The organism is Paraburkholderia sp. (genome assembly GCF_049581445.1).
GTDB lineage: Bacteria > Pseudomonadota > Gammaproteobacteria > Burkholderiales > Burkholderiaceae > Paraburkholderia.
This window is the reverse complement of the sequence record NZ_JBAURZ010000130.1, coordinates 1-11,762: the sequence shown is the minus strand read 5'-3', so window position 1 is coordinate 11,762 and position 11,762 is coordinate 1. Positions and strand designations below refer to the sequence as shown.

12 protein-coding genes are annotated in these 11,762 nt (G+C 62.3%); 6 read left to right on the top strand and 6 right to left on the bottom strand.

Translation table 11 applies throughout. The features are described from left to right. Positions 1 to 169 precede the first annotated feature (169 nt). Positions 170 to 1,405: a bacteriohopanetetrol glucosamine biosynthesis glycosyltransferase HpnI gene (gene hpnI / locus WCA85_RS11995; RefSeq protein WP_424064085.1), complete on the top strand. Its 1,236-nt coding sequence runs from the start codon at positions 170 to 172 to the stop codon at positions 1,403 to 1,405. Between the two features lie 126 nt (positions 1,406 to 1,531). Next, positions 1,532 to 2,575, top strand: a complete 1,044-nt coding sequence (locus WCA85_RS11990; RefSeq protein ID WP_424064083.1) for a lysylphosphatidylglycerol synthase domain-containing protein — start codon at positions 1,532 to 1,534, stop codon at positions 2,573 to 2,575. A 43-nt stretch (positions 2,576 to 2,618) separates the two neighbouring features. On the opposite strand, the gene WCA85_RS11985 is transcribed toward WCA85_RS11990, so the two are convergent. Both WCA85_RS11985 and WCA85_RS11980 read right to left on the bottom strand, forming a co-directional pair. Continuing rightward, positions 2,619 to 3,500: a sterol desaturase family protein gene (locus tag WCA85_RS11985; RefSeq protein WP_424064081.1), complete on the bottom strand. Its 882-nt coding sequence runs from the start codon at positions 3,498 to 3,500 to the stop codon at positions 2,619 to 2,621. Between the two features lie 192 nt (positions 3,501 to 3,692). Then, positions 3,693 to 4,637, bottom strand: a complete 945-nt coding sequence (locus tag WCA85_RS11980; RefSeq protein WP_424064079.1) for an AEC family transporter — start codon at positions 4,635 to 4,637, stop codon at positions 3,693 to 3,695. Between the two features lie 107 nt (positions 4,638 to 4,744). On the opposite strand from WCA85_RS11980, the gene WCA85_RS11975 reads away from it, so the two are divergent. Then, positions 4,745 to 5,611, top strand: a complete 867-nt coding sequence (locus WCA85_RS11975; protein ID WP_424064077.1) for a LysR family transcriptional regulator — start codon at positions 4,745 to 4,747, stop codon at positions 5,609 to 5,611. Between the two features lie 56 nt (positions 5,612 to 5,667). On the opposite strand, the gene WCA85_RS11970 is transcribed toward WCA85_RS11975, so the two are convergent. After that, positions 5,668 to 6,333 carry a VC0807 family protein gene (locus WCA85_RS11970; RefSeq protein ID WP_424064076.1) on the bottom strand — a complete coding sequence of 222 codons (666 nt, stop codon included), beginning with the start codon at positions 6,331 to 6,333 and terminating at the stop codon, positions 5,668 to 5,670. Between the two features lie 308 nt (positions 6,334 to 6,641). On the opposite strand from WCA85_RS11970, the gene WCA85_RS11965 reads away from it, so the two are divergent. Next, positions 6,642 to 7,178, top strand: coding sequence for a GNAT family N-acetyltransferase (locus tag WCA85_RS11965; RefSeq protein ID WP_424064074.1), 537 nt, complete (start codon positions 6,642 to 6,644; stop codon positions 7,176 to 7,178). 38 nt (positions 7,179 to 7,216) lie between these two features. Here WCA85_RS11965 and WCA85_RS11960 read toward each other — a convergent pair whose 3' ends face one another. After that, positions 7,217 to 7,930, bottom strand: coding sequence for a GNAT family N-acetyltransferase (locus tag WCA85_RS11960; protein ID WP_424064073.1), 714 nt, complete (start codon positions 7,928 to 7,930; stop codon positions 7,217 to 7,219). Between the two features lie 193 nt (positions 7,931 to 8,123). On the opposite strand from WCA85_RS11960, the gene WCA85_RS11955 reads away from it, so the two are divergent. Together WCA85_RS11955 and WCA85_RS11950 are read left to right on the top strand one after the other, a co-directional pair. Beyond that, positions 8,124 to 9,635 (top strand): PLP-dependent aminotransferase family protein, encoded by a 1,512-nt coding sequence (locus WCA85_RS11955; RefSeq protein WP_424064072.1) that lies wholly within the window; start codon positions 8,124 to 8,126, stop codon positions 9,633 to 9,635. Between the two features lie 278 nt (positions 9,636 to 9,913). After that, complete coding sequence (locus tag WCA85_RS11950; RefSeq protein WP_424064071.1) at positions 9,914 to 10,237, top strand: hypothetical protein; 324 nt, start codon at positions 9,914 to 9,916, stop codon at positions 10,235 to 10,237. A 93-nt stretch (positions 10,238 to 10,330) separates the two neighbouring features. On the opposite strand, the gene WCA85_RS11945 is transcribed toward WCA85_RS11950, so the two are convergent. Further along, positions 10,331 to 11,137: an aminoglycoside phosphotransferase family protein gene (locus WCA85_RS11945; RefSeq protein ID WP_424064069.1), complete on the bottom strand. Its 807-nt coding sequence runs from the start codon at positions 11,135 to 11,137 to the stop codon at positions 10,331 to 10,333. A gap of 39 nt (positions 11,138 to 11,176) precedes the next feature. After that, positions 11,177 to 11,762 (bottom strand): ArsR/SmtB family transcription factor (locus tag WCA85_RS11940; RefSeq protein ID WP_424064067.1); only part of this gene is annotated, 586 nt, incomplete at its 5' end.

Sequence of the window (11,762 nt, the reverse complement as noted above, 5' to 3'; positions counted from 1 at the left end):
TTCTATTTCCGCCCGTCGAAGATCTGGGAAATCGTGCGCGAGATGCTGATGAGTTGGGACATGATGAAGCGGCGTCTGCGCGAAGGCGTGGAGTTCTACCGTTTCCTGCGCGCACACGAAGCGTGATCCCCATGCGCCGCTGCTGCCGCATTGCGCGGAGGGCCCAGGCATGAAACGTGTGGCCTGGGTGGCTTGTCCCATTGCGCTGTGTGCGGTGATTGGGCTGATCGATCTGGAAGGGCCCGTACGCACGGCGCATCTGCTGCTTTTCATGCTCGCTACGCTGTGCGCGGCGAGCGCCGTTTTCGGCATTGCCTACACGCTGCTGGCGGGCATGCTAATGCGACGCTTCTTCGCGCGCAGTCCGGCGTTGCCCGAGAATTTTCCTGCTGTCACGGTCGTCAAACCGTTGCACGGCGCGGAGTGGGCCTTGCTCAACAATCTGTCGAGCTTCTGCCAGCAGGACTATCCGGGGCCCGTGCAATTTCTGTTCGGCGTTCACGACGCCGAAGATCCCGCGCTCAAAACGGTCAGAGAGTTGCAGCATCTGCATCCGGAAGCGCATATCACGGTGGTGGCCGACGCGCGCCTTTACGGGCCCAATCGCAAGATGAGCAACATCCTCAACATGCTGCCCTTGGCGCAGCATGATGTGCTGGTGTTCGCCGATAGCGATGTGAGTGTCGGACGTGGCTATCTGCGCGACGTGATGGGTGAATTGCAACAACCCGGCGTGGGGCTCGTCACCTGCGTCTATCGCGGTCAGCCTGATCCTGGCTTCTGGCCCCGCCTGTCGGCGAAGGCGACCAACTATCAGTTTCTGCCTGGCGTCATCACGGGGCTCGCGCTTGGCATGGCCCGGCCGTGCTTTGGGCAGACCATTGCGATGCGTCGCGAGACGTTGGAAAACATCGGCGGCTTTGCGCAGTTCGTGTATCACCTTGCCGAGGATCACGCGATTGGCGAAGCGGTGCGCCGCTGCGGCGAGAAAGTGGTGATTCCGCCGTTCACGGTCGCACACGCCTGCGTCGAAACCAGTGCGGCCAAACTGATTGCGCATGAACTGCGTTGGAGCCGCACCATCCGTACCATCGATCCGCTTGGCCACCTGGGCTCGGCGCTGATTCATCCGTTCGCCTTTGCGATGTTTGCGGTGCTGTTCTCCGGCGCCGCGTCGTGGTCCTGGCCGTTCGCACTGCTGGCGCTGCTGGCGAGGCTTGCGCTGAAGGTCCAGTCCGATCATGCGCTGCAACAACCGTATCGCGACCTGTGGCTGCTGCCGTTCTGGGATATCGTGTCGTTTTCGATCTTCGTGGCGAGCTACTTCTCGACAAGGGTGATCTGGCGCGGCTTTAGCTTCAAGGTGGACGGCGACGGAATGCTGTCACCGGTAAAGGACGAGTAACGGGTGTAAACAGGTCATGCAGATTATTCAGGAAGGCCGTGCAACCCGGCATCAGCGGGCTTTGCGGCAACGCAGTGCCTTTTCGGCTGCGGTAGCGATCAATAAGCAGGGCAGGGTGGCGGCACGATGAAGCATTTAGGACGTCTTGCCGCGCTGGCGGGACTCGTGGCTTCCCTCTGGCTGGTGCTGCACGACAATCCAGGCTCTGTGCTCGGGTTGATGCGCGCTGCAGGAGCGGGACTGGTACTGGCCGGGCTTGTCCATGTGCTGCCCATGCTCGCCAATGCGCGTGACTGGCAGACGCTCATACGCGGCGCGAACCGGCCAAGCCTTGCGGGCATGCTGCAACTGGTGTGGATCCGCGAATCGGTGAACAGCATGCTGCCGGTGGCGCGCATCGGCGGCGAGGTGGTGGCGTTCCGGCTCATGCGGCGGCGCGGCTTACGCGGCTCGACCGCAGCCGCAAGTCTTGTGGGCGACATGCAGCTAACGCTGATCAGCCAACTGATGTTCACGATGGTGGGCATCGGGTTTCTGTTTGCTCATGCGGAGTCCGGCACGCTGCGGATTGCCGGCGATCTGGCGTGGGGCATTGTCGTTCTGACGCCGCTTCTCGTGCTGTTTTCGCTGGTGCAACATGCGAGCCCGTTCGAGCGGCTGACGCGCATGCTCAACCATGCCACCAGCGGCAAACTGGCCGCGCTGGTCGGTCAATCCGCCCAGATCGATCAGGCCATCAAACTGATCTGGCGCCGCCGTGGTGTCGTGCTGCGCTACCTGTTTTTCTGGCAACCAGTGCAGTGCATTGCGACCGCCCTGGAGATCTGGGTCGCGCTGTATTTTCTCGGCGTGCACGTGAGCTTTGTCGAAGCCGTGGTGATCGAATCGCTGATTCAGGCGGTCAGCAGCGCAGCCTTTTTTGTGCCCGGTGGACTGGGCGTTCAGGAGGGCGGCTTTGTGTTGATCGGCGGCGCGCTTGGTCTTGATCCTGCCACCTGTCTCGCGCTGGCCGGCGCGCGGCGCATTCGCGATCTGCTGATCTTCGTGCCGGGACTGTTCGCATGGCAACTTGCTGAGTCCTCCGGCAAGAGCCATGCGCACCTCGTGGGTGCTTTTTCATCGACAGGGACGCCGGCTGCGAGCGGTGCCAGTGACGCAGAGAAGTCTTGACGGTGGCGGTTGGCGTCACGCTACGCCGCATCGCGCGCTCGTCTTAGCTGTTGGCCACTCGTCGCCGCAACTCCTCAGTGGTTTCGCCTGCACCGTCCGGCCGCCAGCCAGGCGGCCGCAGCACATATTCGATGGCAGTCCACGGACGCTTTGACGCAGCCATGTCGCGCGCAAGGCTTACCCAATGTTCGAACTGCACGACAAAGGGATTGTGCGAGCGCGTTGGGGTGGTGAGACCGTAGCGGCACGGGATATCTTTGCGCTCCTCGACATAGGTGCCGAACAGGCGGTCGAAAATGATCAGCACTCCGCCATAGTTTGCATCGAGATACTCCACATTCGACGCGTGGTGCACGCGGTGCGCCGAGGGTGTGTTCAAGACGTATTCGAGCCAGCCTAGCTTTGGCATCCACGTGTTGTGCAGCCAGAACTGATACAACAGGTTGATCATCAGGGTGGCGAGCACGATCTCGGGACGCACGCCAAGCCATACGAGCGGCGTGAAGAATATTGCCGCACCGGTTAGTTTTCCGGTCCACCCGAGCCGGTACGCCGAGGAAAGTGTCAATTGATTGGGCGAATGATGGACCGCATGGGTCGCCCAGAAGAAACGGATACGATGCGATGCGCGGTGGTACCAGTAGTAGCAGAACTCCTGACCCACAAACAGCAGCAGAACCATCAACGCACTATTGATCGTCGCCGTATAGATGCGATGGTCCCATGCAAAGGCAAACACCGGCGTGGCCAGCGAGAGCGGTAATAGTGCGAGCAGTTTGCGGCCAACCAGATCGGTCAGCGACAGCATGACTTCATGCCAGTCGAAGCGCGGCTGGCCTTTGCGGCTGAGCACCCACGCTTCGATCATCGACGCACTCACCACCACGAATGTGGCAACGAGCGAAATTTTTCCTATAGATATCATTTGGTGTGCCTGTCCCGGCTGGTGACGGGACGAATCGTTTGCGGCACCGATTGCCGGTGCGTCCCATGAAACCAGTCTAGGGAGCGGCACAGTTAAAAGATATGTACAAGATATGTCGCGGTGTGTCATCGCGTCACGGCGTCAGCGGGGCGCGTGGGACGGCAGTCGCAACTCTGGTTCCGCGCTATTCGTTCAGGCGCCGTGCCGCATATAAAGTAGCAACAGAGACAGCGTGACGAGCGATCCCAGGGTTGACAGCAGGATGGTGCGCGATGTGATGTGAGCCTCGCGCCGGTAGTACTCCGCCAGCATGAAAGGACCGGTGCCCGTGGGCAGCGCGGCGAGCACGACGGCGATCTCGATGAGCGCGGTCGGCAGAACGAAGACGCGGGCGGCAAGCCACCACGTCAACGCCGGTTGCAACAGGAGCTTGATCCCGGTGAGCAGAAGCGACGTGCCTGAGCCGGTGCTCGCGGCGGGACGTTTCTCGGCAAGAAACAAACCGAGGCTGACCAGTGCGCATGGGCTGGCCGATCCGCTCAGGAGCTTCAAAAAGGTTTCCGCACTTTGCGGCATGGTGACGTGCGCGCTTGCAACCAGCACGCCGATGATCGGCGACACGATCAGCGGATTGCGCGCCAGTGCGCGTACCACCTTGAACGCCAATCGATGTGGCGCACGCTCGGTCTGCAGTCCTACTTCGATCAGAACGATCGCAAACGCAAACAGCACACACGCGACCAGGATGGTTGCGATAGTGGTCGGCGTCAAACTGGAGGGCCCGAAGGCGATAAGACACAACGGGAAGCCGATATAACCGGTATTCGGATACGAACCCGCGATTGCATCGACGCTGGCGTCGGCAAGCGGCCGGCCGCTCAAGAGACGCGCCGCCAGAATCACCACGAAGATACCGGCGCAAGAGATCGAGAACGTGGCGACAAAAGCAGGCTGGTAAAGCTCATGCCAGGTCGCGTGCGCCATCGTATCGAACAGGAGCGCGGGCAACGCGAGCCAGACGACGAAACGGTTCAGCTCCGATGCGGCGGTCGGACCCAGCAGCGCGCGGCGACGGCAAATGAAGCCCGCAAAAATCAGGCCGAATACGGGAAGCAGAATCTCCAGGGTCGATAACATCGGGGTGGCTGCTGAACTTGGGTGAAAAGGAAAATGCGCCAGAGTAGTGGTTCAGATTGATACAATCAAATACCGTTTCTGGTGTCCGACAATACCTTTTTTGCATCGTGATCGACGTTAAGCCGCTGCGGTACTTCGTCACTCTCGCCGAAACGCGCCATTTTGGCCGGGCGGCGGCGCGTCTTCATCTGTCGCAACCGCCGTTGAGCCGCCAACTGGCGGCGCTTGAGGCAAGCCTGGGTGTGACGTTGATCGAGCGCAGTCCGCGTAGCGTCACGCTGACGGCAGCGGGTGAGCGTTTCTATGCCGACGCCAAAGCCATCCTCGGCGCGCTCGAACAGGCCGCGCGCAACGCGCAGGCCGCAGCGCACGGAGATAGCGGCACGCTTTCGATCGGCTTTACGATGTGCGCCGCGTACAGCGTGGTGCCGGGCTATGCGCGAACCTTCGGTTCGGCGTATCCGGAGGTGGTGCTGAATCTGCGCGAAGTGGTGTCGAACGATCTGGCCGCGCAGGTGCTGGCCGGACAGATCGATGCGGCCATTATGTTTCCCAGTGTGCCAAACCAGGGTCTTGCCACACGTACGATTGTCAGCGAGCCATTGTGTGTGGCGCTGTCGCGAACGCATCCACGGGCCCGGGCGCGGCAGTTGAAGATTGCACAGCTCGCTGGGGAATCGTTCGTGCTGGCGTCCGAGGAAGTGGCCCCCACGCTGCGCGCCAGTATCCTCGAACATTGTCGTTCGGGCGGCTTCGAGCCGGATATCCGCTTTGAAGTGCAATTGCAGCAAACCGTGCTCAGCCTCGTGGACGAAGGGGTAGGCATCGCGCTGGTGCCGGCGTCGATGCGCAAGGCGCAGCTTGCCGGCGTGGTATTCCGACCGCTCGCCGACGCGCCGTTGATCGAGCAGGTGCTGGTCTGGTCGCCGGGGAATCGCAATCCCTGTCTGGAGCGGTTTCTTGAGTTGGCGTAGGGGCGGGCTGCGTGATGTCGGGACAGTAAGGCCGTAACGGCAACTGAAATCAGGCGTCAGTGGCCCGGGGTTCCAGGTTGCACAGCTGCGCTGGCCTGGTCGGCTGCACGGCGCTCGGCGTCCTGCTTGAGGCCACGGCGACGCCAGAATGTCCAGAGCGTGAGACTACCGTAGACGCCGTAGCTGACAAGCTTCGACGCAAGGGCAGCGCGTGGCGTAGTGCCGCCATGCCAGACGATCAGCGAGCGCAGCGTGTTTTCCGCAATGAGGCCCAAGCCCCAGACGAGCGTCATCAAGCGGATATCAGCGGCGAGACGCGGACGTTCGTGCCAATCCTGCTCGAAGGTGCTGACGCCGTCGTCGTTTTCGCGGGCCATCGTCGAGCGGGCCAGATAAAACACGATCGGACGACGTAGCGCGAGCGAGAAGAGGAAGGTAAGGCCGGTTATGCCGGACACCATCGGCTCTTCGAGCGCCCGGTTTTGCGGGCCGCCCAACGGCACGGCGCCGAGCGAGAGGACGATGCTGAACACAACCATTGCACTCAGGGCGTCGAAGTGTCGAAAGCGCGCGAAGTCCAACGCCATCCATGCGATTGGGGGTAACGCCGATGCCGCAAGTCCGCCCGCCAGCCCCCAATGCGGGTAGGCGAGGCGATAGGCGAGCACGGGCAACAGCAGGTTAATGCACAGCGCACTGAGGTATCTGAAGCGAAGCTTCATGCGGCGGCTCCGTGGGGCGGGTTCGTCCCGCTCCGGATGGTCCTGTTCAGGGAAGACGGTTGTTCGCGGTGAATTGCTGCTGCGCGATCACAGGCCGCGCGGCTGATATGCGTTAACCATCCTAGCCTGCGGTGCCGTGGGGGATCAACCTCGCGATAGAAGGGAGTCTTTTATCGGGCTCCCTCTCATTGAGCAACTCGGCACACGGCTTAGAGGGCATCCGGAAGACGACAAGACCAGCGACTCCGAGACCCGCGAAATCTGCGATCATCACACCCACCTGCTCAACGCCCTTCGCCCCCCGGACCATGCCTTCGTCAAGTACGCTGCTTGAAACCGACCGCCTGATCATGCGTCCCCACGTCCGTGGGGATTTTGAGGAGAGCTTTGCGATGTGGTCGGATCCAGAGGTTATCCGGTTTATCGGCGGTCAGCCGTTTACCCGCGAAGAGGTGTGGGCGCGTCTGATGCGCTACGCCGGGCACTGGGCGCTGCTCGGCTTCGGTTTCTGGGTGGTCCGCGACAAGCGGAGCGGCCACTTTCTCGGCGAAGTGGGCTTTGCCGATTTCCAGCGCCAGATTGAACCGCCGCTGGAGGACACGCCCGAGATGGGGTGGGCATTGACGCTAGCCGCCCACGGCCACGGCTATGCGACGGAGGCGGTGCGTGCGGCTCTGCGTTGGGCCGACACACAATGGCCGGCGGCTGACACGGCCTGCCTCATCGCGCCGGAGAACACCGCCTCTTTGCGGGTTGCGCAGAAGTGCGGTTACGTGGAGTGGCTCCAGACCTCGTACAAGGGCAAGCCGACCATTCAGCTTCGCCGTATGGCTAGTCCTGCTTGAGAGAGGTGCGTTAGACGCGGCGCCTCTACCACCGACGCTTACTGCTGCGCGATCAACGTCGCAAGGCGTTCAACCTGATTTCCCTCTGCATCGAAATTGCGCTCATCAAGCCATTGCGCAAATCCTTTGCGCAGCGCCGGATATTCGCTGTCGATAATCGAGTACCAGGCGGTATCCCGGTTGCGTCCGCGATACACAATCGCCTGCCGAAAAATGCCTTCAAACTTGAAGCCATATCGCAGCGCTGCTGTCCGCGATGGTCCATTCAGCGAATCGCACTTCCACTCGAAACGCCGATAGCCAAGTTCATCGAACACGTACTTCAGCAGCAGCGCCATCGCTTCGGTGGCCACGCGGGTTTGTTTCAGACGCGGGGAGTAGGTGACGTGCCCCACCTCAATGACTCCGTTGGCCTTATCGATACGCATTAACGCCAGCGTGCCGACGGCCTTGCCGGTTGCGAGGTCGATCACTGCGTGATGCATCGGATCAGTCGATGCCTCAGCCTTGGTCAGATGGTCGCGGTACGCCTGAACGTTAGGGAACGGCCCAACGGCCAGATAGGTCCAGTCACGAGCGTCGGTGGCGTCGCTGTAGGCTTGATAGAGGTCCTCGGCGTGCCGTTCGACGTCCACCCGTTCGATCTTGCAATAGCGGCCTACCAGCGGCGTGCTGCCGGGCAATTGCGCGCCTTGCCACCCCGGGACCGGTTCGCCGATCGGCTGGTCATATTCGTTGAGTCGTGGTTCCACTTGTTTCTCCCTGGCTTGAATCCTGGCAATCCCCGTAGTTCCGGCACTCTCGGCGGTGCGCAACCCGCATCCCGCAACGAAGTCGCTCACGTGCCGATCCGCTGTGCCGTAACCGGCTTCACTTCGCACGATACGTCAAACGTGGTATGTTAAAAAGATCCAGGAAGTGAGCTTTTGATAGATCCAGAGACGCATGATCGAAATCATCGGTCCATTAACACACGGCGCGCTTACCGCAGCCGGCAAACCCGTATCGCTACAAAAGCAGCTGATCGAGCGCCTGCAGCAGGCGATTCTCGCCGGACGCCTGCCGACGGGTGCGTTGCTGCCGTCGTCGCGCCTGCTGGCGGCCGAACTTGGTGTTTCGCGCAATACCGTGGTGATCGCGTACGACCATCTGACGGCCGAAGGTTACGTGCTGGCTGATCGCAAGGGTACGCGCGTCACTTCACTCTCCAGCCCAGCCCTGAATACGGAGTGCCAGCAGGATGCGGCCGTAGCCGAGGTCACGTTTGCCGCGCGTCTCAAGCCGTTCTCTGCGATTCGCCCGCAGACCGAAGGCCTCTCAGTGCTGACTCCAGGCACGCCCGCCCTAGATCGGTTTCCGGCTGGCGCTTGGCTGCGTTCGCTCGAGCGGGCGCTGGATCGAGCGTTGCCGCATGCGCTCGGTTACGGTACCCCAGCCGGCGAACCGGCACTGCGCGACGCGATTGCTGCGCATCTGCGTATCGCGCGGGGCGTGCGCTGCGACGGTTCGCAAGTGGTGATTACCGAGGGCGCACAGGACGCGCTGAATCTTTGCGTGTCGTTGCTCACCAATCCCGGCGACACTGCCTGGGTCGAGGACCCCGGTTATCGTGGCGCCAAAGCCGCCTTCACCTTGGGCGATCTGAAGACCATGCCGGTGCGCGTCGATCATGAAGGCCTGGCTGTCCCCGCCGATGCCTGGCGCGTGAGTCCGCCCAAACTGATCTACACGTCCCCCGCGCATCAATATCCGACGGGTTCGGTGCTGTCGGTGGCGCGGCGCCTGGAACTGATTGCTCAGGCGCGTCGCGTCGGCGCGTGGGTGATTGAGGACGATTACGACGGCGAGTTTCGCCACACCGGCGAGCCGATTGCCAGCATGCAGGGATTGGTGCCCGATGCTCCGGTTTTGTATGTCGGCTCGTTCAGCAAGACGATGTTTCCGGCGCTGCGCATTGGCTTTGTCGTGCTGCCCCGCAGCATGGTTGGGCCCACCCGTGTTGCCATTCAGGAGATGTTGCGCGGCGGTCACCGGCTCGACCAGTTGGCGCTCGCGCACTTCATCGAGGGGGGCGAGTTTGCCCGCCATCTGGGTCGCATGCGCCGTCTCTATCGGGAACGGCAGCAGGCATTGCGCGAGGCATTGGCCTCGCACTTCGAGCCTGCGCAGATTCTGGGCGGCAATTGCGGCATGCATTTGACGCTGCGCCTGCCAGCGCGCATCCCGGACCATGCGGTCGTGGAGCGTGCAGTGTCGCAACGCATTGCGCCACGCGCGCTGTCCAGCTTCGTACTCGCGCCTTGCGAAGAAGACAATGGTCTCGTCATTGGCTACGGCAACACGCCGGAGGAGGAAATTGCGCCTGCGATTCACGTGCTGGCGCAGATAGCGGGCGAGGTGGCGCGGAGCGCCGTGAATGGCGCACGGCCCGGGAGCCGGAGCCGGGGGCGGGTGTGAATAGCGCCTTGGTGCGCACGAAGCGCAATGCGCCGCGCGTTCTCTTTTGCATCCGGTGCGGATGTAAGTTTTACGCTGGCTGCGTTGCCAGGCGGCAAGACGGTACGTGGGTCAAGCGGCACATATCGAGGCGTACTCGGGACAGGTGAATACCCCACCTCAAGCCGGCTTGCAACAGCCGTGGGCTTTGACGCGGAACGGTCCATTCGCACGCGCGCGGCGGGCATGAAGAATGCCTCTCGTGTAACCGTGACAATCCCTACTCCAGAGAGGACGCAATGGAAATTGAACCGACCGCGTGGTTTCCGCTGGACCGTCATTCGCCCGTTCGCGAAGGCTGGTACGAGGTTCAGCTAGTAAGCGGCGAGACGGCGTTCGCCAAGTTCGGCGCCAACGAGTGGACCGAAAAGCCGCTGCTGGTCTTTACTCACTGGCGAGGACTGTCTGCCAATCCCGCACGCTCCGGCGAGAGCGATCAGGAACACTACAATGCCGAGGCCACCGCCGCTGAAGGCGTGCGTGCGGCGTGGAACGCGTTCTTCCCGGGACTTGGCGGCGAGCAGCATAAGCCGCTTGATCCTGCGCATGGGGAGAAGAGTTGAGGCATTAGTCCCAGCAGATCCGCCGGCTTAGACTGGGCTGCACATCGCCTCATGAGTGAACGTTCGCGCGGCGCGTTGCCGGTGTCGCGCGAACTACCCAGCGCGTATGGCGGATAGCGCCCCGATCGCAAACTCCGCGACCTCAAAATCCACCTCTGGGCGCTCGCCCGTTTCGACAATCCACGCAGCGGACAGCCCCGACCACGCCAGAATCCACTGCAACAACCGTCGTCGTCCCAGGCCCGCTTCGTTCACCACACTACTCAATCTGCGTTCAAATCGCCCTGCTACGCAAGCGCTATCACGATCAGGATTGCAGAATATATTGGCGTAATCGAATCCGCGTTCCCCGTACAGGCCTTTCGGATCAATAGCGAGCCAGCCGCGCGCACCGAAGTTCAGCACGTTGCCATGATGAATATCGCCATGCAGCACCACGATGTCCTGCGGCGAATCGAGCAACTCGCGTGCGGCCTGTGCGCACTTCCCGAATAAGCCTCCGTACTGCTGTGCCGCCGGCCAGAGGCTGCTAAACCATCGCTCCAGCGGCACTAGCGCCGGTTTGGGTTGGGCACGCGGCGTATGTAGTTTTGCCGCAGCGGAACAAAGAATTCGCGTTGCGTCGTCATCGTTGCCATCACGGGTCATCTGCGCCAAAGAACGCGCGCATTCCGCGCGTTCCAGCAACAGGGCGTCGCCCATGTGCGCAAGCACGCGCGCCGCACCCTCGCCGTTCCACCACGCCATCAGCGAGCCGCCCTGGCGCTCCTCATCCGCCTGCGCGATCTTGAGCATGGCGGGAACGCCGCGCTGCCGCACCGGCAATAGATGACTGCTATGCGTGCGGATCGGGGCGCCGTCGGGGATCAAATCCCATCGGACGATGTATTCGGCGAACACGGCGAAAGGGTTCCTCTTTGCGGCTGCTTGCGGGATAGGTCACGCGGCTTGGGTGAGTTCGCCCAGTCGGCCTTCGATCCCCAGATGGTCTTTCAACCAGACCCATCCTTGAGGCGTCACCTGCACCGCACGGGTCGCCTTGCCGCGCCGCAACGAACCGTTCGCGCACAGCAGATTCATCCACTGCATACCAAGCGGCCCCGCCAGATGATGCTGCCGCTCGGTCCAGTCCAGGCACTGGCGTGCGACCCCGCGCCGGGTCGGATTCAGATCGGGCACATTCAGGCCGAAATGGCCGAACCACTCGACGCCGTCGGTTGTGACCTCGAACCGTTTGTCCGCTGCGGCGACGATCAGGCCGTGCCGCTCCAGCGCCTGCGTCAGCGCTACGCCTAGCTGGCCTGCCAGATGGTCATAGCAGCAGCGCGCGAAGCGCAGCTTTTGCGCGTCACCGCCAGGCGGCTTGTTGCGCGGCGGCGCGACGGGCGTGATCAATGCGAGATTCTCCAGCACCAGGGCAACGTTCGGACCGATCAGCCGGTAATAACGGTGCCGACCCTGCGCCTCGACGGCGACGAGGCCGCCCGTCAGCAGTTTCGCGAGATGGGTGCTGGCGGTCTGAGCC

Bases quoted from the DNA above. Each gene is read 5' to 3' on its own strand.
- WCA85_RS11990 (WP_424064083.1), top strand. From the start codon at position 1,532: ATGAAGCATTTAGGACGTCTTGCCGCGCTGGCGGGACTCGTGGCTTCC.
- WCA85_RS11955 (WP_424064072.1), top strand. From the start codon at position 8,124: ATGATCGAAATCATCGGTCCATTAACACACGGCGCGCTTACCGCAGCC.
- WCA85_RS11980 (WP_424064079.1), bottom strand. From the start codon at position 4,637: ATGTTATCGACCCTGGAGATTCTGCTTCCCGTATTCGGCCTGATTTTT.
- WCA85_RS11965 (WP_424064074.1), top strand. From the start codon at position 6,642: ATGCCTTCGTCAAGTACGCTGCTTGAAACCGACCGCCTGATCATGCGT.
- hpnI (WP_424064085.1), top strand. From the start codon at position 170: ATGAAACGTGTGGCCTGGGTGGCTTGTCCCATTGCGCTGTGTGCGGTG.
- WCA85_RS11985 (WP_424064081.1), bottom strand. From the start codon at position 3,500: ATGATATCTATAGGAAAAATTTCGCTCGTTGCCACATTCGTGGTGGTG.
- WCA85_RS11950 (WP_424064071.1), top strand. From the start codon at position 9,914: ATGGAAATTGAACCGACCGCGTGGTTTCCGCTGGACCGTCATTCGCCC.
- WCA85_RS11970 (WP_424064076.1), bottom strand. From the start codon at position 6,333: ATGAAGCTTCGCTTCAGATACCTCAGTGCGCTGTGCATTAACCTGCTG.